The sequence below is a fragment of the Nodosilinea sp. AN01ver1 genome, from assembly GCF_050565655.1.
Classification (GTDB): domain Bacteria; phylum Cyanobacteriota; class Cyanobacteriia; order Phormidesmidales; family Phormidesmidaceae; genus Nodosilinea.
In genome coordinates this window covers 137,275-163,794 of the sequence record NZ_JBNXVS010000007.1, presented here as the reverse complement: position 1 = coordinate 163,794, position 26,520 = coordinate 137,275, and the positions used below count along the sequence as shown (strand labels likewise).

General features: G+C 59.1%; 26 protein-coding genes. 7 read left to right on the top strand and 19 right to left on the bottom strand.

Going from position 1 to position 26,520, the window contains the following annotated elements; translation table 11 throughout:
• Positions 1–113: 113 nt before the first annotated feature.
• Entirely contained in the window at positions 114–569 is a 456-nt protein-coding gene (locus ACQ4N7_RS08770) for a Fur family transcriptional regulator (RefSeq protein ID WP_035985320.1), read from the top strand.
• 48 nt (positions 570–617) lie between these two features.
• Here the strand turns inward: ACQ4N7_RS08770 and ACQ4N7_RS08765 are convergent, their stop codons facing one another.
• Positions 618–1,073 carry a hypothetical protein gene (locus tag ACQ4N7_RS08765; RefSeq protein ID WP_430711226.1) on the bottom strand — a complete coding sequence of 152 codons (456 nt, stop codon included), beginning with the start codon at positions 1,071–1,073 and terminating at the stop codon, positions 618–620.
• A gap of 301 nt (positions 1,074–1,374) precedes the next feature.
• Positions 1,375–2,871 (bottom strand): cryptochrome/photolyase family protein, encoded by a 1,497-nt coding sequence (locus ACQ4N7_RS08760; protein ID WP_430711225.1) that lies wholly within the window; start codon positions 2,869–2,871, stop codon positions 1,375–1,377.
• A 198-nt stretch (positions 2,872–3,069) separates the two neighbouring features.
• Between ACQ4N7_RS08760 and ACQ4N7_RS08755 the strand changes: the two genes are divergently transcribed.
• Both ACQ4N7_RS08755 and ACQ4N7_RS08750 read left to right on the top strand, forming a co-directional pair.
• Positions 3,070–3,735 carry a hypothetical protein gene (locus ACQ4N7_RS08755; protein WP_430711224.1) on the top strand — a complete coding sequence of 222 codons (666 nt, stop codon included), beginning with the start codon at positions 3,070–3,072 and terminating at the stop codon, positions 3,733–3,735.
• A gap of 84 nt (positions 3,736–3,819) precedes the next feature.
• A complete protein-coding gene (locus tag ACQ4N7_RS08750) occupies positions 3,820–4,374 on the top strand; it encodes a pentapeptide repeat-containing protein (RefSeq protein ID WP_430711223.1) in 555 nt (184 codons plus the stop codon).
• Here the strand turns inward: ACQ4N7_RS08750 and ACQ4N7_RS08745 are convergent.
• From ACQ4N7_RS08745 to ureE, 5 genes are all read right to left on the bottom strand, one after another.
• On the bottom strand, positions 4,371–4,991 hold the full coding sequence (locus ACQ4N7_RS08745) for a precorrin-8X methylmutase (RefSeq protein WP_430711222.1): 621 nt from the start codon (positions 4,989–4,991) through the stop codon (positions 4,371–4,373). The genes ACQ4N7_RS08750 and ACQ4N7_RS08745 overlap by 4 nt on opposite strands.
• Before the next feature lie 216 nt (positions 4,992–5,207).
• Positions 5,208–6,266 (bottom strand): low-specificity L-threonine aldolase, encoded by a 1,059-nt coding sequence (gene ltaE / locus ACQ4N7_RS08740; protein WP_430711242.1) that lies wholly within the window; start codon positions 6,264–6,266, stop codon positions 5,208–5,210.
• Positions 6,267–6,480: 214 nt separating this feature from the next.
• Positions 6,481–7,047, bottom strand: a complete 567-nt coding sequence (locus ACQ4N7_RS08735) for a DUF3124 domain-containing protein (RefSeq protein WP_430711221.1) — start codon at positions 7,045–7,047, stop codon at positions 6,481–6,483.
• Positions 7,048–7,107: 60 nt separating this feature from the next.
• Positions 7,108–7,821, bottom strand: a complete 714-nt coding sequence (locus ACQ4N7_RS08730) for an urease accessory protein UreF (protein ID WP_430711220.1) — start codon at positions 7,819–7,821, stop codon at positions 7,108–7,110.
• Complete coding sequence (gene ureE / locus ACQ4N7_RS08725; RefSeq protein ID WP_430711219.1) at positions 7,808–8,320, bottom strand: urease accessory protein UreE; 513 nt, start codon at positions 8,318–8,320, stop codon at positions 7,808–7,810. Before ureE ends, ACQ4N7_RS08730 begins: the two co-directional genes overlap by 14 nt.
• A 194-nt stretch (positions 8,321–8,514) precedes the next feature.
• On the opposite strand from ureE, the gene ACQ4N7_RS08720 reads away from it, so the two are divergent.
• A complete protein-coding gene (locus tag ACQ4N7_RS08720) occupies positions 8,515–9,852 on the top strand; it encodes a hemolysin family protein (protein ID WP_430711218.1) in 1,338 nt (445 codons plus the stop codon).
• 152 nt (positions 9,853–10,004) lie between these two features.
• On the opposite strand, the gene ACQ4N7_RS08715 is transcribed toward ACQ4N7_RS08720, so the two are convergent.
• The 10 genes from ACQ4N7_RS08715 to petB form a co-directional block, all read right to left on the bottom strand.
• On the bottom strand, positions 10,005–10,400 hold the full coding sequence (locus tag ACQ4N7_RS08715) for a DUF1622 domain-containing protein (protein WP_430711217.1): 396 nt from the start codon (positions 10,398–10,400) through the stop codon (positions 10,005–10,007).
• A gap of 85 nt (positions 10,401–10,485) precedes the next feature.
• The gene (locus tag ACQ4N7_RS08710) at positions 10,486–11,277 is read right to left on the bottom strand and encodes a peroxiredoxin-like family protein (RefSeq protein WP_430711216.1); all 792 of its coding nucleotides are present in this window, start codon (positions 11,275–11,277) and stop codon (positions 10,486–10,488) included.
• A 98-nt stretch (positions 11,278–11,375) separates the two neighbouring features.
• Positions 11,376–12,266, bottom strand: coding sequence for a M23 family metallopeptidase (locus ACQ4N7_RS08705; protein ID WP_430711215.1), 891 nt, complete (start codon positions 12,264–12,266; stop codon positions 11,376–11,378).
• Positions 12,267–12,361: 95 nt separating this feature from the next.
• On the bottom strand, positions 12,362–12,559 hold the full coding sequence (locus ACQ4N7_RS08700; RefSeq protein WP_106873170.1) for a hypothetical protein: 198 nt from the start codon (positions 12,557–12,559) through the stop codon (positions 12,362–12,364).
• A gap of 80 nt (positions 12,560–12,639) precedes the next feature.
• Positions 12,640–13,206, bottom strand: coding sequence for a peptide deformylase (gene def, locus ACQ4N7_RS08695; protein WP_106873171.1), 567 nt, complete (start codon positions 13,204–13,206; stop codon positions 12,640–12,642).
• Between the two features lie 170 nt (positions 13,207–13,376).
• Entirely contained in the window at positions 13,377–13,772 is a 396-nt protein-coding gene (locus ACQ4N7_RS08690) for a hypothetical protein (protein ID WP_430711214.1), read from the bottom strand.
• An 87-nt stretch (positions 13,773–13,859) separates the two neighbouring features.
• A complete protein-coding gene (locus ACQ4N7_RS08685) occupies positions 13,860–15,071 on the bottom strand; it encodes a glycosyltransferase (RefSeq protein WP_430711213.1) in 1,212 nt (403 codons plus the stop codon).
• A gap of 98 nt (positions 15,072–15,169) precedes the next feature.
• Positions 15,170–15,625: an ATP-binding protein gene (locus ACQ4N7_RS08680; RefSeq protein WP_430711211.1), complete on the bottom strand. Its 456-nt coding sequence runs from the start codon at positions 15,623–15,625 to the stop codon at positions 15,170–15,172.
• 130 nt (positions 15,626–15,755) lie between these two features.
• On the bottom strand, positions 15,756–16,238 hold the full coding sequence (petD, locus tag ACQ4N7_RS08675; RefSeq protein ID WP_106871250.1) for a cytochrome b6-f complex subunit IV: 483 nt from the start codon (positions 16,236–16,238) through the stop codon (positions 15,756–15,758).
• Positions 16,239–16,411: 173 nt separating this feature from the next.
• The gene (gene petB / locus ACQ4N7_RS08670; protein ID WP_106921075.1) at positions 16,412–17,080 is read right to left on the bottom strand and encodes a cytochrome b6; all 669 of its coding nucleotides are present in this window, start codon (positions 17,078–17,080) and stop codon (positions 16,412–16,414) included.
• A gap of 735 nt (positions 17,081–17,815) precedes the next feature.
• Here petB and ctpA point away from each other — a divergent pair.
• Entirely contained in the window at positions 17,816–19,060 is a 1,245-nt protein-coding gene (gene ctpA / locus ACQ4N7_RS08665) for a carboxyl-terminal processing protease CtpA (RefSeq protein ID WP_430711210.1), read from the top strand.
• Positions 19,061–19,079: 19 nt separating this feature from the next.
• Complete coding sequence (locus tag ACQ4N7_RS08660) at positions 19,080–20,366, top strand: HD domain-containing protein (protein WP_430711209.1); 1,287 nt, start codon at positions 19,080–19,082, stop codon at positions 20,364–20,366.
• A 108-nt stretch (positions 20,367–20,474) separates the two neighbouring features.
• Here ACQ4N7_RS08660 and ACQ4N7_RS08655 read toward each other — a convergent pair whose 3' ends face one another.
• Positions 20,475–21,542 (bottom strand): hypothetical protein, encoded by a 1,068-nt coding sequence (locus ACQ4N7_RS08655; protein ID WP_430711208.1) that lies wholly within the window; start codon positions 21,540–21,542, stop codon positions 20,475–20,477.
• 49 nt (positions 21,543–21,591) lie between these two features.
• Complete coding sequence (locus tag ACQ4N7_RS08650; RefSeq protein ID WP_430711207.1) at positions 21,592–22,419, bottom strand: DUF1206 domain-containing protein; 828 nt, start codon at positions 22,417–22,419, stop codon at positions 21,592–21,594.
• Positions 22,420–22,963: 544 nt separating this feature from the next.
• Here ACQ4N7_RS08650 and ACQ4N7_RS08645 point away from each other — a divergent pair.
• A complete protein-coding gene (locus tag ACQ4N7_RS08645; RefSeq protein ID WP_430711206.1) occupies positions 22,964–26,482 on the top strand; it encodes a DNA polymerase III subunit alpha in 3,519 nt (1,172 codons plus the stop codon).
• Positions 26,483–26,520: the final 38 nt, after the last annotated feature.

Here is a 26,520-nt window from a genome sequence, read left to right as displayed (position 1 = left end):
CCAGTCTTCGGAGTCATTCTCAATAACGAAAAATTATTGCAAATACCCCAAAAAATTCGCTACTATTCTCATTAAGGACGAGTTATTGAAATCTAGCGGGGGAAAAATAGGCTATGGCTGCTTACACTCCATCAGCCCTCAAAGCCGAGCTAAACGAGCGCGGCTGGCGCATGACTCCCCAGCGAGAGACCATGCTCAAAACCTTTCAAAACCTGCCCGAGAGCACCCACCTGAGTGCCGAAGATCTGTGTGAGCTGCTAGAGAAGGAAGGCGAGCCGATCAGCCTCTCCACTATCTACCGCAACCTCAAGCTGATGGCGCGCATGGGCATTTTGCGCGAGCTGGAGCTGGCCGAGGGCCAAAAGCGCTACGAGATTAACCAGCCCGCGCCCCACCACCACCACCACCTGATCTGCGTGCGGTGCAACAAAACTATTGAGTTCAAAAACGACTCGGTGCTGAAGGTGGGGGCTAAGACCGCCGATCGCTCGGGCTACCACATTCTCGACTGTCAGCTGCTGATCCACGGCATTTGCCCTACCTGCCAGCGATCGATCGTGCCCATCTAAAAGATCAACGCTGCTGGGAAACCCCAACAGCGTTGATCTTTAAAATTTTTACAGGACTTCGTGGGTGTACTTGTGCTGCTTGACGTTGTCGTTCTTAGAAATTTTGCGCTGGCTGTTGAGCACCCGCTTTTTCTCGGTGGTGTAGTTTAGCTCGCGGTGGACGGTGCCAGTGGGAACCAGATTCGCCGCTTCAGGCCGCGACTGGTAGGTGCGGGCGGCGGCCAAAACACGCTCTTCGTAGTCGGCGCAGGGCTGGGCCGGGTCAGCAGCAACCTCACCCAGCTCCATCGCCATCGCCTGGGCCATAGTGGTGCCGCAGATGGCGCTGTAGGAGGTGGGCACGCCCTGGAGTACCGACTGCAGGTAGGCCGACGGAATGGGTTCTAAAATTTGCAGCTCGATCACGTCTCCCTCCTGACGCAGGTAGCAGGTGGCGCGACCGATTACGACATAGCTATCGGCGGGTAGGGTGTTGGCTGGAGACTGAGGTGCGGTTTGAACCATAGTATTTAGTCAAGGTTACGGCGTTGCCCGCTGCGGTAAAACGGGCCTTAGTTCAGATTTGATCCCCCCAGATGCTCGCTGTAGGAGCTATATCCCTGGGGAATTTCGCTCTCAAATTCTAACTTTCTGGGATGGGGAGCCGCGATCGCCCCTCAAAACCGTCACAAAACACAACCTGTTGGATACCTGCGATGGGGGACAGTGGTTTACGGCTGAGCAAGATAGATGGGATGGTAGCAGGTCTGAGGTATCTGCCTAACCCACCCTACGGATCCTTGAAACACCAGATTTTTAAGCGAAATTATGGGTGAGCCTCGTGCCACGCTTTCGCCTGCTGCTGAATGGCCTCTAGCTCCTCGGGCTGCATGCGGTCGAGGTTTTTGAGAATAAAGCTCATGCGGCCCTGGGTCTGAAGTTTGTCGCGGTGGCGGTGCAAAAAGTCCCAGTAGAAAAAGTTAAATGGGCAGGCGTTTTCTCCGGTGCGCGCCTTGGGGTTGTAGCGGCAGCCTTTGCAGTAGTCGCTCATTTTGTTCACGTAGTTGGCCGACGAGGCGTAGGGCTTAGAGGCCAGCCGCCCGCCGTCGGCAAACAGGCCCATACCGATCACGTTGGTCTGCATTACCCAGTCGTAGGCGTCGATAAATGCGGCGTGGAACCAGTTCTCAACCTCCTGCGGTATAAAGCCAGCGATCAGCGAAAAGTTGCTGAGAATCATCAGCCGCTGAATGTGGTGGGCGTAGCCGGTGCGCTGAATCTGGTCAATCACCTGGTGCAGGCAGTTCATCTCAGTCTCGCCATCCCAGAAGAACTCGGGCAGGGGCTGCTGGTGGTCAAACCAGTTGCGATCGCTGTAGTCGGCCTCAAAATGGCTGTAGAGGCCGCGCATGTACTCGCGCCAGCCCATCACCTGGCGAATGAAGCCCTCCACGCTGTTGAGGGGCAGCTCGCGATCGGCAAACGCTTCCTCTACTCGCTCGATCACCTCCAGCGGGTGCAGCAGGCCCAGGTTCAGGTAGGGCGACAGCAGCGCGTGCCACAGGGTGTCTTCCCCTGCCACCATCGCATCCTGGTAGGGGCCAAAGGTCTTCAGGCGATCGGCAATGAATACATCCAGCACCGCCAGCGCCTGCTGGCGGGTGACGGCCCAGCGAAAGGGGGTGGCCTGGCCAAAGGTTGTGATCTCCAGGGCTTCTACTTTGTCGATCACCGCCTGGGTGGTGGCGTCGGGCTCAAACCAGTGGGGGTCTGGTGTGTCGAGCTTGCCCTTGGGCGGCTTGCGGTTGTCCTTGTCAAAGTTCCACTGACCGCCGACGGGCTGGTCGCCCTCCATCAGCACGTCAAAGCGCTTGCGCCCTTCGCGGTAAAAGCTCTCCATCAGCAGGCCCTTACGTTTGCTGGCCCAGGCGTTGAAGTCGTCGGTGTGCCACAGAAACAGGTTGTTGTCGAGAATCGTCAGCTCACAGGGCAAATCCAGCCCCTCCAGCCAGGCGCTAAACGGATGGTCGACCGGCTCCATTAGCCGCAGTTCGCTGATGCCCTCGGCTTTGAGCCAGTCGCGCAGGGCGGTTTCGGTGTCATCGGCGATCGCGTAGGTAACCGGCCACCCGGCATCTTTTAGCTCGTCGGCAAAGTGGCGCATGGCCGACCACACTAGCACCAGCTTTTGCCTGTGGTACCAGCGCTCCTGGGCAAAGGTTAGCGCCTCTACCAAAAGAACCGGAACTTTGACTTCACAACTGGCCAGGGCCGCCTGATCTTGCCAAAGCTGGTTGCCGAGTACCCAAACCCCAATCGTCATGACCTTTTCCTCTGTGCTGTCGGCTCAGTTGCGGTTTGTTTTATTGTCGCGTAGGTCAGCGGTAAGGGGACGTGCAGATCGGTATAGAGGGGCCGCTGAGGTGCTGCTGACAGTCCTGGCCAGGGCCGTGGGGAGCACGCGGGGTAGATACTGTGGGAAAATTTTACCTACTACTATGGCTGCCCTAGCACTTGACCCATGACCCGCGATTTGCGCCGCGATCGGAAACCGGCTCAGGACGAGTATTCGTCCCGAAGTCGCTTCTCACCCCCCGTTGAGCCAGCGGCCCTGCCCCCAGCCATCTACTGGCAGCAGGCTCCGGCCCCAGGGGAAGACCCTATGCTGCGGGCAACGCAGTATTTGAGTCTGCTGCGCGATTTAGCTGTGCAGCCCGGCTGGATTAGCCTCGACCACATCGCCGACCCGCCGGGGACCGCCCTGATCTGGATTGGCGACCACATTCATGCGGTCAACCAGCAGCTCAACGCCATATTGAGCGATCTGCTGGCCTGCTTTGAGTCGTCCCAAAGGCCTGAAGCCCAGATTTTTGCGGCCCCCATTGCCACCCAGGCGGGAGTCGATGGGTTTTGCCGCGATCGCACTCCCATCACCCTGATGGTGGACCCGGGCCGCATTGTGCCCGCCGATTGGCCGGGGCTGGTGGCCCACGAGCTGGCCCACGGTATCGCCAGGGGCAGTGGGCATGGGGATGAGTTTGCTGGCGCGATCGCCCACCTCTGCCTGGCCCAAGACCTGCCAGTGCCCGCCCCCAACTTGGATATCGAAGCCCTGAGCCACTGGCCCCCCTGCCGCCGCAGCTCGGATCCAAAGCGGTTTTGGCTAGGCCAAACAGCCTGGCACTAAAGCTACAGCCACCCCGTTGGGCTTCTCGGCTTACCCCTTGAGTGGGAGAATAACCAAGACCCGTTTACAGGATTTTTGCAGACTATGAAACGCCTACTGGCCATGCTGGCACTCGCCCTGACGTTCTGGGGGTTTAGTTTTGCCACTGCCGATGCCGCCATTCCCGACGATGTGCAAAAGCTGCTCGACACCAAAAAGTGCCAGGTGTGCATTCTCAACGAAGCTGACCTCAGCAACACCGACCTGAACGGGGCCAACCTCAAAATTGCCGTGCTGACCGGGGCCAACCTGGTCGGTGCCGACCTCAGCAACGCCAACCTCATGCTCACCGATATGGAAGGGGCCAACCTGAGCGGTGCAACGCTGGCGGGTGCCCAGATGAATGGCGCTAACCTACCCAACGCCAACCTCTCAGGGGCCGACCTGAGCAACGTTGAAATGACTCAAGCCAACCTGACCGACGCCAATCTGTCTAATACCGATCTCAGCGGGGCCGTTATGCTCAGCGTGACCCTGGGCACCGCCAATCTAGAAGGAGCCAACCTAAAAGGCGCTAACCTGCGCGGCGTGAACCGCAGCATGGTGCGGTTTTGCAATACCACCATGCCCGACGGCAGCGTCGAAAACCGCGACTGTTAGGGATTCTCTTTGCCGTAGGCCTGCCAGGCCAGATCGACTAACCCGTTGACAATGGCCGCCGCCACCACGGCGCTACCTTTGCGACCGTTGATACGCACGTGGGGCACCATTGTGTCTTGCAGGCGGTCTTTGACCACGGCGGTGTCGATAAACCCGGCTGGGGTCGCAACCACCAGGGCTGGCCGCACCTTCTCGGCATCGATTAAATCGACCAGGGTAGACAGCGCCGCCTCGGAGGAGCCGATTACAAATATGCCTTCGGGGTAGCGCTGGGCCAGAGTCTCTACGCCCCAGGCGGCCTGACTTTTGCCCTTTTGCGGCCGGGTCAAGGCATCCATGCTGCAATACACCGGGTTGGCAAAGGTTTGCTGAATGCAGGGGGTAATGCCCACCTGTACCATCGGCACATCCACAATGATGGTGGTGCGAGCCGCCAGCGCCGCCGCCCCCGACTGTAGCGCCTGGTCGGAGAAGTGAATGTGGTCTTTGAAGTCAAAGTCTGCGGTGGCGTAAATTACCCGGCGCACGATTTCGTACTCCGAGGGCGAGAAACTGTGGTCGCCAATTTCGGAGTCAATGACTCGCAGGCTCTGGGCATCGGTCACATGCCATTCCATAGCAGATGGGGAGATGGGGTCGGATTGCTGGGCTAAGTGTAGCCAGGTCTGGGGTGCAGCGCAATGGGTAGAGATGGGAAGGTGGGTGGAGAGGGTGGGGAAGGTGAGGCGGTGAGGGAGTGAGGAGGGTGGAAAATTCAAAGTTCAAAATTTTGTTCGCGCAGCGTCTCCGGAGGAGAAATTCTCAATTTTGCATCCCCTCATCCTCTCATCCCCTCATCCCCTCGCGAGGACAGTGCGAATGGCTTCGACCAATCGCTCGACTTGGGTACGCTCGATCCAGTAGTGGGTGACGGCGCGTAGGGTGCGATCGCCGTAGCCGCCCATATACAGCCCATAATCAGCGCGCAGGGTTTTAATCAGGTGCTCAGGGGAGATTTCTACGTCCTGGGCCAGATTGAAAAACACCATGTTGGTTTCAACCACCGTTGGGTCGATCTCAATGCCGGGGATGGTGGCCAGGCCCTGGGCTAGGGCCTGGGCGTTGTCATGGTCGGTCTGAAGGCGCTGGGTCATGGTTTTAAGGGCGAGAATGCCTGCCGCAGCCAGCACTCCGGCCTGGCGCATGCCGCCGCCGAGCAGCTTGCGGTGGCGACGAGCCTGGTGAATGAAGGCCTGGCTGCCCACCAGCACCGACCCCACCGGGGCGCATAGCCCCTTGCTCAGGCACACGCTCACCGAATCGACATGAGCGGTAATAGCGGTGGGGTCTACCCCCAGGGCGGTGGTGGCGTTGAACAGCCGCGCTCCATCCAGATGCACGCTGAGGTTGTGCGACTGGGCCAGGGTGCGGATGGATGCAAAATAGTCGGGTGCGATCGCCGCGCCGTTGTTGCCGCCGGAGCTGTTTTCGAGCAATATCAGGCGGCTGTGGGGCAGGTGGGGATTATCGCCGCGAATGGCGGCCTTAATCTGATCGAGATCCATGCGGCCTCGGCTGTCGGTGGGCAGTGGACGAGTGGTGATGCCGCCCAGCACGGCGATGCCTCCGGCTTCCCAGCAAAAGGTGTGGGCATCTTCGCCCAAAATGGCTTCGTCGCCGCGCTGGGCGTGGGTGAGGGCGGCAATCAGGTTGCCCTGGGTGCCGCTGGTGACAAACAGCCCCGCCTCTTTGCCGAGCAAGTGGGCGGCCAGGGTTTCTAGCTCGTTGACGGTGGGGTCTTCGCCGTAGACGTCATCGCCCAGTTCGGCGGCGGCCATAGCTTCCTGCATGGCGGAGGTGGGCCAGGTGACGGTGTCGGAGCGAAAGTCGGTGGAGGGGTGGATGGTGGTCATTTGGTGAGTGGGCGGGTGGATGGGTGAGGAGGCGTGGAGCGGCTTTTCGTAGGGTAGGGATGAGGAGATGGGGGCGATCGCATCGTTGATCACCCCACTGATTTACTATATCCAGTCCGTGATTTGCTGTTATGGGGCGATTGCATCCTGTGTCTGGGCGGTGTTTCGCTATGCTCAGGGGGCGATATAGCTTTGCATACCAGGAATTACGCCATTATTCTGGCGGCAGCGTGTCAATCACGCGGGCGGGGCTGACAAACGACATGCCCTGCTGCGAGGCGGAGCTGATCATTATGGCTTCGACTACCGGCTCGCTGACGGCGGCGGCAGATTGCCACTGCACAATGAAGTTGGCTCCCACGCCGCCTGCGACATCGCTGCGCTCGATCACGACTTCTGTAGAGGCCAGGGGGCCAAGCTGAATCGGCTGGTCGAGGTAGGAGACAATGCGATCGCCCCCCGAGTTGTAGTAGTCGAGGGTGGTGATCACAATGGGCTGGTCGCGATCAGTGTTGCGCAGGCTGAGCGTAACGGTGAGCTGAAAGGTGCGGTCCTGGTCGGCGTCAAAAATTTCGGCGTAAACCGGCACGTAGAGGGTTTGCCCCTGCACAGGCGGCGCTGGGGCATCGGCAGCGGCCAGTACCGTAACGCCGGGGCGACCTGCAAACCGCTGTTGGGTTGAGAGGCTGGGCGCAGGGCTGTTGGCCGGAGCCTGAGCCGCACAGGCTGACAGCATGGCCAACGCCACCCCCAGCAGCGCCACCTTCTTTAGACTCGCCATCGGATCACCTCTGCGCGGTAGGGCAAGCGAAACGGGTCAAGCCAACTGTAGCGCTTTCCCTCAGCTGCGAAACAGCCGGGTGTAGAGGGTCTCATGCTGCATGGCCGCCAGCGACGTGCCCCAGCTGCTGAGGTAGAGTTCGTCGAGCGATTGGGTGGCGAGGGCGCGATCGCAGGCCGCTTCCAGCGCCGGGTACAGCTCCAGCAAGATCTGCTGGCCCACCGTCTGCCCCAGCGGAATCAGCTTGACGGCGCTGGTAATCAGGTTGGCGGCCCAGCTGTGCAGGTAGCCCAGCACCGCCTGTTGCGGGTCGATGTGCCAGTGGGTGGCCAGCAGGGCAAAGGCGATGGCAAAGTTGCAGGGGTTGCCTGCCGCATTAAACCAGGGTTTGAGGTGGGGGTGCAGGTGGGTGGCCATGCGCACCAGGGCGCGACCCATCGCCCAGCTCTGCTGACGGCTTTCTTCGCTATCGCGCAGGGCCGAGAGCTGGTGGTTGAGCAAGGCAAAGGGGGCGGCGGTTGGCAACCCCTCCTGACGGCCCCATGCGGCTTGAGTCGCGGCCTGGTAAACCAGCCCCACGGCAGCGGCATCGATCGCCACCAGGCCGTAGGCTAGCTCCTGCTCTAGCCAGCGGGTCAGGGCTGCTGCCGTTGTCACGGTGTCTTGCTCGACCAGCGTTTCTAGCCCTTCAGAATAGCTGTAGGCCCCCACCGGCAGGGCGGGGCTGGTCAACTGCAGCAGCCGCAGCAGCGCTTGAGCACTAGTTGTGGTCATGGCCGTGACCGTGAATGTGGCTGTGGACCGAGCGATAGGCTCCGGCTTCGGGTTCAAAGGGTAGAGTGGCCGGAGTGATTACCAGCCCGCCGAGCTGAGTCAGCATGGCCTCTAGCACGGAGTCGGGTTCCAGCTTGAGGCGGTCTGCCGCAAGTTCTAGCGAGACGTGACGGTTGCCCAAATGGTAAGCGGCTCGGATCAGATCAAACGCTGCATCGGCAGTAACCAGCACCACGGGCTCGGGTTTGGCAATCACCCGAATCAGCACCTCGTCGCCGCGATCGCCCTCTCTTTTGTCTTCTGTAGCGTCTTCTATAGCGCCCGCCAGCAGATCGCCGCCGCGCAGCACCGTGCCTCGCGCCAGATTGAGATAGATCGGTGTGCCATCGTCAGCGGTAAAGCGATGCCGGGACTTGGCGCGATCGCTCGCCGTCAGCGACAGCGTGGCCAGCACAGCAGCGGCATCGTCCGGGGGCAGCACACGGGTAACGGTCAGCACAATAGTCGGGCCACGGTGAGGGGCAAACAGCTTATTCCTTTTACCATAGCTGGCCGATATGCCGTTCAATACAGTCAGATAAACTCGCTATAGCTATCCACCGCAATTCACCGTTGTGCCCCTGCTTCAGACTCGGGTTCCCGCTGATTGGCTGTGGCTGTCTGGTGCTGCCTTACCCTCGTTACCCCTTACCTATGTCTGACATTGCCCGCGAAAGTGTACTTATTTTGCTGTTGATTGTGGCCAATGGGGTGTTTTCAGGGTCAGAAATTGCCCTGGTGTCGGCCCGCAAGGCCCGCCTGGAGCATCAAGCCCGGCGCGGCAATGCCAAGGCGCGGCTGGCCCTCAAGCTGGCCAACAACCCCAACGACTTTTTATCCACGGTGCAAATTGGCATCACGCTGATTGGCATTCTCAGCGGTGCGCTGGGCGGGGCCACCGTCGCCAACTCCCTGCGCCAGCTGCTCGATCAGGTGCCCAGGCTTGCGCCCTACAGCGAGGTGATCAGCCTGGCGATAGTGGTCGGGCTAATTACGTACCTGTCGCTGGTGGTGGGCGAGCTGGTGCCCAAGCGCATTGCCCTCAGCTACCCAGAGGCGATCGCCAGTCAGGTAGCCAAACCCATGCAGCGGCTGTCTCGGCTGGCGACCCCGCTGGTGGCTTTGCTGGGGTTTTCGACCAATTTTGTCGTCAACCTGATGGGGCTTAGAGAACGACCTGAGGCAGCCATCACCGAAGAAGAACTGCGCCTGCTGATTGACCAGGGCACCCAGGCCGGTAACTTTGAGGTGGCCGAGCAAGAGATGATGGGCCGAGTGCTGCAGCTGGGCGATCGCCCCATTCGCTCGATCATGACCCCGCGCACCGACATTGAATGGCTCAACGTTGACGCCTCCTTTGCCGAGCACAGCGAGCTGGTCATGCAGAGCGCTCACTCCCACTTTCCGGTCTGCAACAACAGCATCGACGACTGCGTGGGCGTCGTGTCGCTGAAGGCGCTGCTGCCCAACTACCTGAGCCAGAACACCGAACCCGTCACGCTGCTGAGCCTGCTGCAGCCGCCCCTGTTTGTGGCCGAAAGCACCTATGTGCTCAAGGTGCTAGAGCTGTTTAAGTCGTCGGGCACCCACTTTGCCATGGTGCTCGACGAGTACGGCGGTGTGGAAGGGCTGGTCACCCTCAACGATGTGGTGGAGGCGATCGTGGGCGACCTGCCCTCCCTAGACGATGCCGAAGACCCCATGATGACCCAGCGGGCCGACGGTTCCTGGCTGCTCGATGGTCTGCTGCCGGTAGACGACCTCAAAGATCTGCTCAATCGCGAAGAACTAACCGAAGACGAAGACAACTACCACACCCTGGCGGGCTTCATCATTCGCCACATGGGCCGCATTCCCAGCGCAGGCGACTCGTTCGAGTGGGAAGGGCTGCGGTTTGAGGTGGTCGATATGGACGGTCGCCGAGTCGATAAGGTGCTGCTGGAGAATTTACCGGCAGCTGAGGGAAAGGGGGATGAGAGCCTAGAAGAATAAATTCAAAGTTCAAAATTCACAGCTCAAGGTTGCTCCTTTGAGAACGCTCCCCGAAGGTTAGGCCAGTCGAAAGGACTGACAAAATTTTGCACGTTGAATTTTGAACTCCAATCCTCCGCCTTCCCCACCCTCCTCGCCCTCCTCACCCTCACTCACTCCTGCCGTCTCTGCTGACTCAACGCCAGCCGCTCGCGCTCCAGGGCCATTTCATCGGCCATCTCTTTACCTAAAAAGTAGTTCAAGAAGGTACGAATGACGGCGATTAGCGCCAGCTTAATCAGATCTTGAGTCGTTGGTGTGACTGTGGTAGAAAGAATATCGGCCCCCAGCTGAAACTCCAGGGCCAGGGCTAACCACAACCCAAACTTCAGCCTCACCTGATTGAAGGGAAACCCCTCTTTCCGCTGCTGACGATTGAGGGTGATGGCTAAGCCCACTGTTTTAGCCAGACCTACCACAACGCACAGCACTGAAATAGCTTCTAGGCAAAACCTGGTTATTAAAACAACACTTTCCAGCAGCTGTTCTAGCGGCTCGAGCCAGAGCATAGCGCCTAATTCTCTACGGTGCTTGTCGAGACTATCAAATTTTTTCAGAGTAAGGAAACGTTTGGGTAAACGTTGTTTCCGATCGCTAGCCAGCGTTTACCGCTGAGGTATAGTTGGCCAAAAACGCCAGCGGGTTGGCCATAGTGGCAGCAAAGCCAAGAATGCCTGGGTCGCGGTGCTCGTACAGCAGCTCGCCATCGCTATCAAACAAAAATGTGCCGCCGCGCTGGGTCAGGTAGGCGGCATTGGGCACGTAGGTGCTCCAGTGGCTCAGCACTTCAGTCATGTTGCGCAGGCGCAGGGTGGCCAGCTCAATCGGTCGCTGAAACCCGCTGCCCCCGACTATATTAAAGGCTTTGCCGGTCAGGGGCGGCAGCGGCCCGGCCTTTACCACCTCGTCGTCGCCGATGAGCTGGGGGGCGCGGCGATCGCCCGTGTAGCCGCGCAGCACCTCGCGCAGCGTGCCGGGGCTAGCAATCCCCGCACACATCAGCATCAAGTTTAGCCAGGCCGCCTGCCCTGGTTTGAGCCCCGGCGGCTTCAGGCTCAGCCCCTCGTACAGCCCCAGCTCACGGTGCAGGGCCGCCGTCTCATCTACAAACAAAGCGTCAGCGGAAAAGCCAGTATAGGCGCAGAACTGCTGACCAGAAGCGCGATCGCCGATCCCCACCGCCCGCACGGCAATATTGCGCTGGCGCAGGGCTTCAGCCTCTCGCTGTAGCCACCAGGCGTATTCCAGACTGTCAAAGTCGCCCAGCTGCGACCACACCAGCACCAGCATCTGCGCCGCCGTCTCGCAGTCTGTCAGCAGCGACACCGTTTGCCCATCGCTCACTCGTGGCCGCTGGGTGTGGGCCAAAATGTCGTAGATGTTCATCAAAGGATTCCTAAGCGGGTTGCTTGAAGCTTATAGCGGATGGTGGGCATTGCCCACCCTTCAAAGCTACTACCCGCCCACGCTCCCGCGCACCCGCGCTACTCAAACCCCCTAGCCATCCACGGCACAGGATCGACGCAGATGCCGTTGACGTACAGCCCCCAGTGCAGGTGCGGCCCCGTCGATGCGCCCGTGGTGCCGATCGCCCCAATCACCTGGCCCGGCTGCACCATATCGCCTTCGTTGACGTCGATGCGGCTGAGGTGAATCATGATGCTGAGCACCCCCTGGCCGTGGTCGATGCCGATGGTGTTACCGTGCAGCTCAAACCCGTCGGCGACGCGCCCAATCAGGGCAATCCGCCCCGCCGCTGGGGCCGTCACCGGGGAGCCCGTAGCGGCGGCATAGTCGAGCCCTCGGTGGTAGTAGTCTTGGGCAAACACGCCGTTGTAGTAGCGGCGCACCCCGTACTGGGTTGAGGTGCGGCCCGAACTGGGGCGCTGCATGGCCCCGTTCCAGTAGCGCTCGGGGGAGACAATATTCTTAAAGGCCGCCACCCGGTCAAACTCGTGCTGGGTGCCCAGGTCGCTCTGGCTGGGCGACAGGGTAATGCGCTGGGTGGGAAAGTTGCGGTTTTTAAGCCCCAGCGCCAGGTTGCGGGTGTCGCTGCCGTCACCGATGACCCGAATCACCATCCGTCCCGGCGGGTCGAGGGGGCTGGTGGGCACCAGAGCGCGAAACCGATTGCCGCTGATAGGAAAGGTCGGGTACTCAAGGCTGTCGTTGACGGTGACCCTGGGCTGGGTTGAGGCCGACGTGCGCGGCACCGCAATCACTGAAATAGTGTCGCCCAGCTCCGGGGCATCGGGGTTGAGAATGACATCGTAGGCCTGGGCTGGACGCCCCAGCAGCACTACCGTAGTCCCTGCCGCTGCCGCCGCCAGCAGCGATCGCCGGGTCAATCCTGGGGTATCTCGGTTCGGCTCCATCGCTTCGTCCTAAATCGCTGGTCCCTATGGTAGACGCTGAGACTGACGTAAGGATTCCACTCGCCAAAATAAGCTGAGTAATGCAAGCCCCAGGTCTACTCCTGGTTGGCCTTGGCGTCTTTGACAGCCGCGTAAAACAGCACCCCAACCAGCGGCACGCAGAGCCCCAGCACCACCGTAGTAGGCACCGTACCCCAGTCGGGGCTGCCGGAGGATAGCTCAAAAATAGAGCCCACCGCCGCGATCGCAGCAATGCAGGAACCAGCCAAAAACAGGCCACTTTTGGGGGTCACAAGCCTTTCTCCTAAATGTCTGCCTCGATAGACCAGTCGCTGGCCTACCGAGGCAGCATACCACGGGGTTTGCGCTGTAATTAGGCGCTTAGCGGCTGCACGTCTTTGGCGTAGAAGCCGTTCTTTTGCAGCTCTTGGTTGAGGGCCAGGGCGTTTTCTACCCGGTCTACAAACAATACCCCGGTGAGGTGATCCATCTCGTGGAGAATGCAGCGGGCCAGCAGTTCGTTGGCCTGGAGCTTTTTGGGGCGACCGTTCTCGTCTTTGTAAGACACTTCCAGCGCGGCGGGGCGCACCACGTCGAGATAAACGCCGGGAATGCTGAGGCAGCCCTCCTGCCCGGTAGCCAGCTCTTTCGAGACTTTGACGATTTGAGGATTGATCAGCACCAGGGGCGGAGTCGCCGCGTTTTCGGGGTCAACATCGACCACCAGCAGCTGTTTGTTGACGGCCACCTGGGGGGCCGCCAGGCCAATGCCGTCGGCGCTGTACATGGTTTGCAGCATTTCCCGCACCAGCGCCCGAATCTCATCGTCAACCTTAGCCACGCGCTTGGCGGGCTGGCGCAGCACGCGATCGCCCAGGGTGTGAATTTCTAAAGGCGGCTGCTTGAGCTTGGTTTTCTCGACTTGAATGGCGGCGGGCATAGCGATGCGTTCCAGGGTAATGTTTTGCGTTGGGCCGTTGTACCAGGTTCAGCGCGAGGTCTGTAGTTTTTCCACAGGCAGAACTCCACGTCTAAACTTGATGAGGTTTATTTATCCTAACAACACAGACTCACTTCGACATAGCGGTTAACCGTAACTGACCCAGACCGTTAGTCTGCATCCGGCAGTACGGGTTTGCTGTCTACGGTGATATCCACGGCGGTCACATCAATAGTGCCCGCCTCGGTCACGCGCGAGAACCCGTTGGCCTCGGTGTGTAGAGGAGTGCCGCAGTTGAGGCAGCGGGTGTCGGCCCCTTTGATGCCGGTCAGCGTGGTTGAGCACACCGGGCAGGGCCCCTGCACCAGGTTGCGCCGCAGCCAGTACCGCAGGCCAATGAACCCCAGCACCGGGGCCGCCAGCAGCAGCACCACCAGCACCGCCAGCGACTTCACCAGCCAGCCCAGGCCTACGGCACCCAGCAGCCAAACGACGCCGATCAGGGTGAGCCAGCAGCCCAGCCCCGATAAATTCACCCGATATTGGTTGAAGTTATTTTGGTTCACAGGGGGCGTTCTCCGTCAGGCCGTCAGAGCAGACTATGGCTGAGCCCTGCTCTGTGGCCTCTATTGTAGCGCTGGGATTGGGCCTAATTAAGCAATTCGGTTCGCCCTTGGGTTCGCCTTCAGGGCCTGGTGCAGGCAGTTGGCCAGGGCTGTGGGGCCAAAGGCGGCTAGGGTCTCTTGCCGCAGCCATGATCCCTGGCAGCGGCGGTCGTGACCAGCCAACATCTCGATGCAGGCGGCGGCCACTGCCTCAGAATCGCGGTGGGGGACTCGCCAGCCCAAACGGCCATCTTGCAGGGGGTCGGCAGAGCCATCCTGGTCGCCTGAGAGCACCGGCAATCCGCAGGCCAGCGCCTCCAGATAGACGATGCCAAAGCCCTCCTGGGAGGGCATGACGTAGGCGCTGGCCAGACGGTAGTGGTCGACTAGCGCCGCGGTAGGCACAAACCCGGCAAACACGACGCGATCGCTCACCCCTAGTTCCTCGGCCAGTGCCGCCAGCCGGGGCTGGTCATCGCCCCGGCCAATTACCAAATATTTCACCGCAGGAATGGCCGCCGCGATCGCAGGCAGCGCCCGAATGGTGACATCGACTCCTTTGTAAATATCCCCCGACCACAGTCGAGCGACGGTCATCAGCACCGGGCAACCGGCCAGACCGTAGGTTTTGACCAGGGCGGGATCGGCTGTCCCTGGGCAAAAGACCTCACCATCGACGGCGCAGGGAACCAGGTGCACCCGGTTGGGGTCAAGATCATGAGCGGTGCAGGCGCGATCGCGACTGTAGCGGCTAATCGCCCAGATCTGATCAGCCTGGCGCAATGCCTTTTGCGGCCGGGGCGGCAGCGGCTCCCACACCTCTTTGCCGTAGGTAATAACCGTGTAGGGCAGGTTGAGCCAGCGGCAGAGGGGAGCCACCAGGGGCAGCAGCAGCGCATGACCACACACCACTCGCTGCGGTCGCTGCCTGATCAAATGCCCCAGCAGCGCGGCCACCAGCTTGGCCCGGCCCCAGGCCGCAGGGGTTGAGGCCAAGTAGTGAAACCGCAGGGGCGAGCGGTCGTAGGGATTGTCTACCCCAACTCCATCGCGCAGCAAAAAAACATCTGCCGGAGCCGGAGTCGGCTGATCTAGATAGGCCTTAAAGATGTCTTTGACGTACGACTGAATGCCCCCCTCGCAGGAGAAAATTTCGAGAAAGACAAACACAACCCGACCGGAGTGATCCCCAGCAGCCTCTCTCCGGGCAGGCGTATCTATAGGATCTAAAACGGATAGATGATTGGTCGAAAAACCCATCGCAGGCAGCATGGTAACGGCGTTGTGCCCCTAGGCTACCCATTCACCCTTCGACAGGTGCAGGGCTGGGCCTGAGCTAAACGACACTAAGAAGAAGCTCAGGTCGGGCAGGTACCGTATTTCACAATGGACAGGCAGTTGCGCCCGTCCTTGGAGCGGTAATAGGTGACCTTGTCGGCCAGGCGGCGCAGCAAAAACCAGCCGTAGCCGCTCTCTAGCAGCTCGCCCGGCTGGGGTTCGGGCAGCAGTTCGGGGTTAAAGGGGTCGCCGTAGTCCCAAATCCGGATTTCAACCTGGTCGGTGTCGAGGGCCAGGTCAATGTCGATGCCGGTCTCGGGAGGCAGGTGGGCGTGGGCGTGGCGCACCGCATTGGTAAACCCTTCGGTCAGGGCCAGGGCCAGGCGATCGCAGTGGTTACCGACCCAGGCCGACTCGCCCTCTAGGGAACGGCAGGTTTCGCGAAACCAGCGCTGCACCTGAGCGATGACATCGAGCTGGCTGACCACCTGCAAATGGGCTTGTGTGGGTGTCTGTCTGGGAATTACCCTTGCCATTGCCTACTCCTGTATCAACGCTTACCAGCCGCTTTCATTTAGCTTAGCCAAAGAGTACCGCCTCAGCAAAAAAACCTGCGTAAAACGATACAGTTTACGCAGGTCTTTCATAACGAATGAAATTGACAGTCTAGAACAAACCCAGAGTCAAAGATTCTTGAATGGGGAAGGTCGCGCCAATACCCAGCCACAGCGTGACCAGCGTACCAAACATAAACAGGGTGGTAGCCAGCGGACGACGGAAGGGGTTTTGGAACTTGTTGACGCTTTCGATAAAGGGAATCAGCATCAGCCCCAGGGGAATGGCGGTCATTGCGCCAATACCCAGCAGCTTGCTCGGCACAATCCGCAGAATTTGGAAGGTGGGGTACAGGTACCACTCAGGCAAAATTTCGAGCGGGGTGGCAAAGGGATCAGCAGGCTCACCCACCAGAGCGGGATCTAGCACAGCCAGCGCCACGCAGCAGGCAATAGTGCCCAAAATTACCACGGGGAAAATATAGAGCAGGTCGTTGGGCCAGGCAGGCTCGCCGTAGTAGTTGTGACCCATGCCCTGCTTGAGCAAGTCTCTTAACTTAGGATCGCTCAGATCCGGTTTTTTAATGGTCGCCATCGAAAAACTTCTCCTGTTACAGCCAGTTGGGCCAGGCCCAAAGTTTAAATCATTCAGATGGGGCAGTCTGTGCAGCCGAAACCAAACGTCATGCCCCCCAAAGAGCTTTGCTATACCGAAAGCTCAAACCCTCGAAGCGTCCTCAGGTTGCCCCTCGAATCGCCCCGCGTTGCTTAGAGAGGGCCAGAGATACCCTGCTTGCGAATCATCAGGAAGTGCAGCAGCATGAATACCGCGATCGCCCAGGGCAGAACGAAGGTGTGCAGGCTGTAGAAGCGGGTCAGGGTAGCTTGCCCAACGGCCTCGCCGCCGCGCATCAGCTCAACCACGGTAGAACCCACCACAGGAATAGCACCAGGTACCCCAGACACAATTTTCACGGCCCAGTAGCCCACCTGATCCCAGGGGAGAGAGTAGCCGGTAACGCCGAAAGTAACGGTGATCACCGCCAGCACCACGCCGGTAACCCAGGTCAACTCGCGGGGCTTTTTGAAGCCGCCAGTGAGGTAAACCCGAAACACGTGGAGAATCATCATCAGCACCATCATGCTGGCCGACCAGCGGTGGATAGACCGAATCAGCCAGCCAAAGTTGACGTCGGTCATCAGGTACTGCACAGAACTGAATGCTTCAGTGACCGTGGGCTTGTAGTAAAAGGTCATCGCAAACCCAGTGGCGAACTGGATTAGGAAGCAGGTCAGGGTAATGCCACCCAGGCAATAGAAAATATTGACGTGGGGCGGCACGTACTTGCTAGAGATGTCGTCGGCCAAGGCCTGAATCTCTAGCCGCTCGTTAAACCACTGGAAGGTCTTAGAGTCAGTAACTTGCTTGGTAAACATGAAGCGGGTAACTCTCGGTTAACTCTATATATCAATAAATGCCGTCAATGAAAAATGTAACATAGCCGTAATGGCTGCGCTAAATTCTCTAGCTATAAATTCTAAGCCCTGGAGACCGTTCTGCTATCGCTATCAACCGCAGGGCAAGCGAAAATTGGGTTCCCTGGGGCAGAAATAGGGCAGAAATTCAGCCTCTATGCCCCTCGTGGACAAATGAGAAGGTCCGATCGGCTTGAAATATTTCGTTACAATTGGGTCGCTGTAGGGCACTCATTGTCGTCAGTCTCTGCGGCTGGCCTGTGCCCTGGAGCTAGGCAGCTCAAAGCGGGGGTAAGCCGCGATCGCCGCGCTGGGGCGACAGTTCGATTGGCCAGGATGAGCGATTTTTTAGGCCTGGTTATTTGACCTCAGCCTCTTCCCCAAGAGGGGTTAGGCACAACCCGTCTAAAATAGTCACAATAAACTAATGTGAAGCCGATGCCGAATGGCTGTGGATATCGCCCATCCTAGGTCCAAACCAGATGCGGACTGAGCCGGTCTGCCAAGCTGCTCTGGGCTGCCTGTCATGTCGAGGGGAGATCAGTAATAACTGAAGGTATCCCCACAGACCACTTGGCCGTGGGGATAGCTCTAAGGGGCGGTTTCACTCCTCTGTTCACTCCTCTGTAGTGGCTACGCCAACGACCATCGCACCCCTCTCACACCTACTTTCACCGCCTGCCTTTGCTTGCGTTTATGATCAGACCTCTGTTGCGTCTCAGTATTCTCTGTCTGTGTCTGGTTGGGCTAGCGGTCGGCGGCTGGTCGGCGGGGCCGGCTATGGCCCTCACCAACGAGCAAAACCTGGTGGCGGAGGTGTGGCGCATCGTCAATCGCGCCTACGTCGACGAGACCTTTAATCACCAAAACTGGTGGTTCACGCGCCAGCACACCCTGGAGCGATCGCTGACCAACCGGGCCGACACCTATCAGGCCATTCAGGACATGCTGGCCGGGCTAGAAGACCCCTACACCAGACTGCTGCCCCCGGCTCAGTACCGCAGCCTGCAAACCAGCACCGCTGGTGAACTGACGGGGGTAGGGCTGCAAATTTCAAAAGATGAGCATCCCGGCTGGCTGCGGGTAATCGCCCCCATTGAAGGGTCTCCCGCTGAGCAGGCGGGCATTCAGCCCCAGGATGTGGTGCTCGAAATTGACGGTACGGACACCACCGAGCTGACCCTGGACGAAGCCGCCGCTCGCATGCGAGGGCTGGCGGGCACGACGGTTACCCTGCAGCTGCGCCGTCCCGACGAGACGACGGCTCGTCAGGTATCGCTGATCCGCGACGTCATTACTCTTAACCCGGTGGTGGCGGCGCTCAAGACTACCCCGGCGGGCCAGCGGGTGGGCTATCTGCGGCTGAGCCAGTTCAACGGCAATGCGGTCGAAAAACTGGCCGATGCCATTCGCGATCTGGCCGACCAGGGAGCGGAGGGGTATCTGCTAGATCTGCGCAACAACCCCGGTGGCCTGCTCCAGGCGGGGATTGAAATTGCGCGGCTGTGGCTGCCCCAGGGCACCATTGTCTACACCGTCAATCGCCAGGGCATTTTAGATAGCTTTGAGGCCTTTGGGCAGGCGATTACCGATGCGCCGCTGGTGGTGCTGGTCAACGAAGGCACCGCCAGCGCCAGCGAAATTTTGGCCGGGGCGCTGCAAGACAATGGCCGCGCTACCCTGGTGGGCAGCACCACCTTTGGCAAGGGACTGATTCAGTCGCTGTTTGACCTCTCAGACGGGGCGGGGCTGGCGGTGACGGTGGCCAAGTACGAAACCCCGGCCCACCACGACATCAACAAGCTGGGCATTACCCCCGATCGCATTGTGGCCAGCGTGCCCCTCAACCGCGACACCGTTGCCACCGAGGCCGACCCCCAGTACCAGGCTGCCCTGGAGATGCTGAGTCAGGCCGCTACGGTGGTCGCCAGTGCTTCCTAAACCCACTTTCTCTAACGCCGTGCAAACCAAGGCCAGCCGCTCGTACCACGACCCTCTGCACGGCGCGATTACCCTGCACGCTAGCGACCCCGACGAGGCGCTGCTGACTCAGCTAATCGACACGCCATCCTTTCAGCGGCTGCGGCGGATTCGTCAGCTCGGCCCGGCCAGCCTCACCTTTCACGGGGCCGAAAGCTCGCGCTTTACCCACTCGCTGGGAGTAATGGCGATCGCCCGCCGCGCCTTTGACCAGATTCAGCGCCGCTACCCGGAGCTAGCCCCCTACCGGGCCACGGTGCTGGTGGCGGCGCTGCTGCACGACATTGGCCACGGCCCCTTTAGTCACACCGCCGAGGAGGTGTTTGGCCTCCAGCACGAGCACTGGACCCGCCGCATCATCCGCGAGCTGCCGGAGATTCACGACGCCCTGGAGGCGCATTCTGAGGGGCTGGCTGAGGCGGTCGATCAGGTCTACACCCACGAGCACCCCGTTGCGCTGGTGTGGCAGCTGGTGAGTAGCCAGCTGGACTGCGATCGCCTCGACTACCTGCTGCGCGACAGCTACTTTACCGGGGCCAGCTACGGCCAGCTCGATTTAGACCGCATTCTGATGGCGCTGCGGTTTGAGCCCGTTAGCGGTCGGCTGGTGGTGGCCCACAAGGGGTTATCTGCGATCGAGCACTACCTGGTGGTGCGCCACTTTATGTATGTGCAGGTGTACAACCACCCCAAAAATATTGCCGTCACCTGGCTGCTAGAGCGGGCCTTTGAACGGGCTCGCTCTGATCTGCTGGTGGGCAAGCTGGAGGCCGACCCCACCGTTACCGCCTGGCTGCTGGCCCCCGATCGCCCCCTGGCGCTAGAGACCTACCTGGCCGGCGACGACATTGTGTTTACCTACCACCTGCAGCGGTGGCGACACAGCCCCGACCTGCTGCTGGCCGACCTGTGCCGCCGCTTCCTCGATCGCGACCTGCTCAAAACCCTGGAGATAACTCGGCTGTCGGTAGAGCAGCAAGACAGTCTGCTGGCCGTCGTTCGACAGCACCTGGAGCAGCAGGGCTACAGCGGCGAGCACTACAGCGGTCTGCGCCGCACCTGGAGCCGAGGCTACACCACCTACAACGAAGGCATTTGTCTGCACAGCGACAACGCCTTTACCGACATCAAAGACCTGTCACCGCTGGTGCAGACGCTCAGCCAGCCCTTTGAGCGCACCTGGCTGCTCTACCCGCGCGAAATTCACCCCTGGCTATGGCAAACCTGGGCTACCTACGATCCCAATCCTGGATCTACGCCCGAGTAGGCGATCGCCTGCTGCCAGGCAGAAAAGATATTGCTAACTAGAACGCCGGTTCCATGTTCGCGGCCCCTTGGATGCTCCATCCTAAAGTGCTCATCGGCGGCTCTGCCGCTATTTGGATACTGGACTAATGCTTTGAGGGTGTATTGGTGGCACTAGGGGAGAACTTAATAAGGGCATTAACGGGGGTACCCGCTCAACTAACGCCAGCAGCGTCAGGCTCAGGGGCCACAAAAAATACTGCAAAAACAGTACAGAGTTGAAGTAGAGAAATACCATCATCACCAGGGCGGCGGCCGCCAACATACTGGTCTGCTCTCGCCAAAAACTCAGGTAGATTAGCGCCATCAGCGCCAGCAGCAGCAGCTTGGCCTTTAGCCCCACCAGCCAGGGCAAATTTTCAGAAAAAATCACGTCCAGGGAGGGCGCACCGTCAATGTGTGAACTTCCTAATCGGGTGGCTGAAAACATAATTGATTTAAAGAAACCTTCGGCATTCCATATCAGGAAAGGCAGCGAGGTCAAAACTGGAACGCTTAGAATAATTAGAAACCCGTACACTACCTCTTTCATACGCTTGTCTTTACTCCCGGTCATCCAGAGATGGATTAGGTAGAGGGGCAGCAAAAAGATGGCAATTTGTTTGATTCCTAACGACAAGCTGAACGCAAGCAGTGCCAATCGAGGCCTTGACTGCAGAAGCCGTAGGGACACCAGTAAACAGAAGATAGCCGCAAATTCTAAATGGTGCACCCGCGTGATGTAAATGCTCCAGCGGCCCAGCAGGAGAACGGCGGCGGCGACAAAGCCCAGCAGCCACAAACCCCGCCGATAAAAATACTTGAGCGTCAGCGCTACTATGCCCAGGTGAAAGAAAAATGAAAGGGGCCGCCACAGATAAAGCCAGCCTGAAAAGGTTGTTAGACCGACTTTTTGCACCAGCGCCGAGAAGAGATAGGCCAGCGGAAAATAGGTGGCATACTTGTCGTTCGCCCGCATGTCGCTGGCTAAAACTCTGGCGTAGGGATTTTCTCCGGCAATAATTCGCTTCCCTTCCAGCCAGATGTAGTAAATATCTTCACCCATTAGATCGTCGGCGGGTATTGACCAGAAGCTAATGTGCATCAGCAGACCGGCAGCCATCAAAAGCAGCAGCGCTAGCCAATAGCGTCGATTCAATCTGCGTTGCAGCACGGCAATCTTTTCCCTTATTTACAACTGGTAGGGCCTAGCCGTTCTTAGCCCCGATGGAAGAGTCAACGGTTGGAAACTGGCGATAGAAGGCAGCCACGATCATGTAGATGGCGTAGGCCAAGAAACCCAGTGCGATCGCGCCCAGCCAGTATTCGCCTAGAAACACCTCGTCTAGCTCGTCAAACACATTGCCCAGCCCACCAGCTGACTCGTCATCAACCAGGTAGGCAGCTTTAATTAGATACGCTCCGATTAAGACGAATCCAACCCCGCGAGCCGTAATGCCAACTCTACCGATCACTTTTGCCCATCGCCGGACAGGACGATAGAGGTCGCGATGAAAATCGTTGATATAGCCACCGGAAACCGCTCCATAAATATAGAGGCAACCCACGGCTACAACGCCGATACCAACCCCTAAAAGCATCCAGGGGCCGACGTCTTGCTCGAAGAGAACGGAGGCCAGATCTTCTATAGTATCGTCAAAATCGACGGCTAAGTTCAGGGCCAGTTTAGCCGCGCTCTGGGCAATGCCAAGATAGGTGATACCACTGGCAACATAGCCGCAGCGCTGTAGCACCTGACGAATACTCAAAGCCTCTGTGTGCCCGGGACCGATGCTTGCCTGCGTTAGACGCCACAGCACATAGCCCAGCAGGCCAAACGCCAGCAGCCCCAGCACCGCGCTACCCAGAGGCCAGCTATCTAGGTCGGCGAGCACCGCCTCGCTGCCCGCGACGATGGGCTGGTCGTGAATGATATCGTTGATGGCAAGTAAACCGATCAGGCCATAGAACGCACCCTTGGCTCCGTGGCCCAGGCGCATGTACCACCGTACCCAAGACTTTTTGAAAATTTTCAAGAGCTGCCGCTGTGCTAAACGAGCTAAGCCCTGTAAAAGCTGCAGTATCAGCTTGACATTACCCATTGAAGCGTTGTGTGAGCCAAACGATATCAGCCGGTCAGACGACCCAGTTAGTCTCTTTATTCAACTAGATCTCAAGCTTAAGTCTATCTGCCTGGCTGTAGAATTGAGCTTTTCTAAGCGGGTTTGTGCGGGTTGAGCGGCAGAGGCAGCGATCGCGAGCCGATTTCCAAAAAGGGTTTGAGCTGGATATCGCTGTTTGCGGCTTAGAGGTACTTCAGCCAGTTTCCCCAGGGCCTTTCTAGACTTTTAGCCGAGATAGGCTGATTCTGCCACTGCCGCCGCGCCTAGAGCCTGAAGTCGGCAGCATACCCAGAGCACGCCACATGTGGCGGTTTAAATTTCTATATTTCCTCAAATTCGCTAGATGTAGTTCTATAAATCAGCTAACCTTAGGAGCAGCTTGGCTGCCTGCTGGTCAGAGCCGTTTGACCCGCAGGTCACCGATCGCAGTAAAATTGTACTATTGTATCGCGGCGCTATGTCCTTTGTTGGTCTCCACATCCACAGTGCCTACAGCCTGCTCGACGGGGCCAGTCAGCTGCCCCAGCTGGTGGAGCGGGCCAAGGAGCTGGGCATGCCCGCGATCGCCCTCACCGACCACGGCGTCATGTATGGCGCGATCGAGCTGATCAAGGTCTGCAAAGGGGCGGGCATCAAGCCGATCATCGGCAATGAGATGTACCTGATCAACGGCGACATTTCGCAGCAGCAGCGCCGCCCCCGCTATCATCAAGTCGTGTTGGCGAAGAATACCCAGGGCTACAAGAACCTGGTCAAGCTCACCACGATTTCGCACTTGCAGGGGGTGCAGGGCAAGGGCATTTTTTCGCGCCCCTGTATCAATAAGGATTTATTGGAGCAGTACCACGAGGGGCTGATCGTCACCAGCGCCTGCCTCGGCGGCGAGGTGCCCCAGGCCATTTTGCAAAAGCGGCCCGACGTGGCCCGCAAGGTGGCCCAGTGGTACAAGGATCTCTTCGGCGCAGACTACTACCTGGAAATTCAGGACCACGGCTCCCCCGAAGACCGGGTGGTGAACGTAGAAATTCTGAGGATCGCCCGCGAGCTAGACATTAAAGTCATCTGCACCAACGACAGCCACTACATCTCCTGTAACGATGTGGAGGCCCACGACGCGCTGTTGTGCATCCAGACCGGCAAGCTGCTGACCGAAGACAAGCGGCTGCGCTACAGCGGCACCGAGTATGTCAAATCCGCCGACGAAATGCGGCGGCTGTTTCGCGATCACATTCCTGAAGCGGTGATCGAAGAAGCGATCGCCAACACCCTGGAAGTCGCTGAAAAAGTTGAAGAGTACACCGGCATCCTGGGCCAGTCGCGCATTCCCGACTTCCCCATTCCGCCAGAGTTCAATGAGGATGCTGGGGCCTACATGGGCCACGTGGCCAAGGAAGGGCTGGTCAAGCGGATGAAAGCGGCTAGCTACGGGGAGATTGAGCAGGAATACCGCGATCGCCTCGAATACGAAATCGAGATGATGATCCAGATGGGCTTCCCCACCTACTTCTTGGTGGTGTGGGACTACATTCGCTTTGCCCGCGACAACAACATTCCGGTGGGGCCGGGTCGCGGCTCGGCGGCGGGGTCGCTGGTGGCCTACGCCATGGAAATCACCAACATCGACCCCATCCACCACGGGCTACTGTTCGAGCGCTTCTTGAACCCCGAGCGCAAGTCGATGCCGGATATTGACACTGACTTCTGCATCGATCGCCGCGAAGAAGTGATCCAGTACGTCACCCGCCGCTACGGCGAGGAGCGGGTGGCCCAGATTATTACCTTCAACCGCATGACCTCTAAGGCGGTGCTCAAAGATGTGGCCCGCGTGCTCGATATCCCCTACGCCGAGTCGGACCGGATGGCAAAGCTGATTCCGGTGGCGCGGGGCAAGCCCACCAAGCTCAAGGTGATGATCTCCGACGACACCCCCGCCCCCGAGTTCAAAGAAAAGTACGAGAACGACCCCCAGACCCGCCGCTGGCTCGACATGGCCCTGCGCATCGAGGGCACGAACAAAACCTTCGGCATGCACGCCGCCGGGGTGGTGATCTCCAAAGATCCGCTCGACGAAATTGTGCCCCTGCAGCGCAACAACGACGGTCAGGTGATCACCCAGTACTACATGGAAGACGTCGAAGCCCTGGGCCTGCTGAAGATGGACTTCTTGGGCCTGCGCAACCTGACCATGATCCAAAAAACCCTGGATTTAATCGAGGCCACCCACGGTGAAAAGATTGATCCAGACGACCTGCCCATGGATGACCCCGCCACCTACAAGCTGCTGGAGCGCGGCGATCTGGGCGGTGTGTTTCAGCTGGAGTCGTCCGGCATGCGCCAGATTGTCAAAGACCTCAAGCCTTCAGGTTTAGAAGATATTTCCTCCGTGCTGGCCCTCTATCGACCGGGGCCGCTGGATGCCGGGTTAATTCCCAAATTCATCAACCGCAAGCACGGGCGCGAGAAAATCGACTTTGCCGACGAAATTTTGAAGCCGATTCTCAGCGAAACCTACGGCATCATGGTCTACCAGGAGCAGATCATGAAAATTGCCCAGGATATGGGCGGCTACTCCCTCGGCCAGGCCGACCTGCTGCGGCGGGCCATGGGTAAAAAGAAAATGTCGGAAATGCTCAAGCACCAGGAAAATTTCGTCAATGGTGCCATGGAGAAAGGCGTCGCCAAGAAGGTGGCGACAGAACTCTGGGACCAGATGGTGAAGTTTGCCGAATACTGCTTCAACAAGTCGCACTCCACCGCCTATGGGTTTGTCACCTTTCAGACCGCCTACCTGAAGGCCAACTATCCCGTGGAGTACATGGCGGCGCTGCTGACCTCCAACAGCGGCGACCAGGACAAGGTGCAGATGCACATCGCCAACTGCATCGCCATGGGCATTGAGGTGCTGCCGCCGGATATCAACCGATCGCTGGTCGATTTTACACCCGAGGGCAAGAGCATTTTGTTTGGTCTCTCGGCGGTGCGCAACGTGGGTTTGGGCGCGATCGAATGCATTCTAAAAAACCGCGAAGAGGACGGGCCGTTTAAGTCGCTGGCGGAACTGTGCGATCGCGTCGATCTGCACTCGGTCAACCGCCGCGCCCTAGAATCGCTGATTTTGGCCGGTGCGCTAGATAAACTCGACCCCAACCGCAACCAGCTCATGCAGGATCTGGAGCTGGTGATCGACTGGGCTCAGGGCCGCGCCAAGGACCGGGAGATCGGCCAGGGCAACCTGTTCGACATGATGCTGGGCGGCGGCGATACCCAGGCGGCATCCCCAGCCAGCGGTTACGAAACCGCGCCCAAAGCGCCCCTGGTGGCCGACTTTGAGGCCCAGGAAAAGCTGCGACAGGAGAAAGAGCTGCTGGGCTTCTACATTTCTGACCATCCGCTCAAGTCAGTGCAGCGATCGGCGCGGGTGCTGGCCCCGATCAACCTGGCCGAACTGCATGAACAGCCCGATAACGTAACCCTGAGTGCGATCGTGATTCTGGCCAGCGTCAAGCCGGTGGTGACGAAGAAGGGGGACAGGATGGCGATCGTTCAGCTCGAAGACCTCACTGGTCAGTCGGAGGCGGTGGTGTTTCCCAAATCCTTTGAGCGGATTGGTCAGCACATTGTTGCCGACAAGCGGCTGATGATCTGGGGCAAGGTCGATCGCCGCGACGATCGGGTGCAGTTCATCATTGACGATGCCGAGTCGATTGAGGACGTGCGCATGGTAATGGTCGAGCTAGACCCGCGCCTGGCGGGCGACATTGAGCAGCAGCACCGCCTGCGCAACGTGATTCGTAACAACCAGGGGGATGACCCGAAGTATGCGCGGGTGCCGGTGATTGCGGTGATTGGGGCCAACCAGCAGCGACAGTTTGTGCGCCTGGGGGCCCAGTTTCGCGTTAAAGACCCCGAGGCGGCGGTGACGGCTCTGGTGAACGCCAATTTCCAGGCCAAGGCCACGCCGCTGATCAGCGCGTGATTTTGGAGAGAGACCCTAGAAAGAGACCTGGTCCCTTC

Bases quoted from the DNA above. Each gene is read 5' to 3' on its own strand.
- ACQ4N7_RS08735 (WP_430711221.1), bottom strand. From the start codon at position 7,047: ATGGCGAGTCTAAAGAAGGTGGCGCTGCTGGGGGTGGCGTTGGCCATG.
- ACQ4N7_RS08680 (WP_430711211.1), bottom strand. From the start codon at position 15,625: ATGGCAAGGGTAATTCCCAGACAGACACCCACACAAGCCCATTTGCAG.
- ACQ4N7_RS08765 (WP_430711226.1), bottom strand. From the start codon at position 1,073: ATGGTTCAAACCGCACCTCAGTCTCCAGCCAACACCCTACCCGCCGAT.
- ACQ4N7_RS08760 (WP_430711225.1), bottom strand. From the start codon at position 2,871: ATGACGATTGGGGTTTGGGTACTCGGCAACCAGCTTTGGCAAGATCAG.
- ACQ4N7_RS08745 (WP_430711222.1), bottom strand. From the start codon at position 4,991: ATGGAATGGCATGTGACCGATGCCCAGAGCCTGCGAGTCATTGACTCC.
- ACQ4N7_RS08750 (WP_430711223.1), top strand. From the start codon at position 3,820: ATGAAACGCCTACTGGCCATGCTGGCACTCGCCCTGACGTTCTGGGGG.
- ACQ4N7_RS08685 (WP_430711213.1), bottom strand. From the start codon at position 15,071: ATGGGTTTTTCGACCAATCATCTATCCGTTTTAGATCCTATAGATACG.
- ACQ4N7_RS08720 (WP_430711218.1), top strand. From the start codon at position 8,515: ATGTCTGACATTGCCCGCGAAAGTGTACTTATTTTGCTGTTGATTGTG.
- ACQ4N7_RS08645 (WP_430711206.1), top strand. From the start codon at position 22,964: ATGTCCTTTGTTGGTCTCCACATCCACAGTGCCTACAGCCTGCTCGAC.
- ACQ4N7_RS08710 (WP_430711216.1), bottom strand. From the start codon at position 11,277: ATGAACATCTACGACATTTTGGCCCACACCCAGCGGCCACGAGTGAGC.
- ctpA (WP_430711210.1), top strand. From the start codon at position 17,816: ATGATCAGACCTCTGTTGCGTCTCAGTATTCTCTGTCTGTGTCTGGTT.
- ltaE (WP_430711242.1), bottom strand. From the start codon at position 6,266: ATGACCACCATCCACCCCTCCACCGACTTTCGCTCCGACACCGTCACC.
- def (WP_106873171.1), bottom strand. From the start codon at position 13,206: ATGCCCGCCGCCATTCAAGTCGAGAAAACCAAGCTCAAGCAGCCGCCT.
- petD (WP_106871250.1), bottom strand. From the start codon at position 16,238: ATGGCGACCATTAAAAAACCGGATCTGAGCGATCCTAAGTTAAGAGAC.
- ACQ4N7_RS08770 (WP_035985320.1), top strand. From the start codon at position 114: ATGGCTGCTTACACTCCATCAGCCCTCAAAGCCGAGCTAAACGAGCGC.
- ACQ4N7_RS08705 (WP_430711215.1), bottom strand. From the start codon at position 12,266: ATGGAGCCGAACCGAGATACCCCAGGATTGACCCGGCGATCGCTGCTG.
- petB (WP_106921075.1), bottom strand. From the start codon at position 17,080: ATGTTTACCAAGCAAGTTACTGACTCTAAGACCTTCCAGTGGTTTAAC.
- ACQ4N7_RS08715 (WP_430711217.1), bottom strand. From the start codon at position 10,400: ATGCTCTGGCTCGAGCCGCTAGAACAGCTGCTGGAAAGTGTTGTTTTA.
- ACQ4N7_RS08730 (WP_430711220.1), bottom strand. From the start codon at position 7,821: ATGACCACAACTAGTGCTCAAGCGCTGCTGCGGCTGCTGCAGTTGACC.
- ACQ4N7_RS08755 (WP_430711224.1), top strand. From the start codon at position 3,070: ATGACCCGCGATTTGCGCCGCGATCGGAAACCGGCTCAGGACGAGTAT.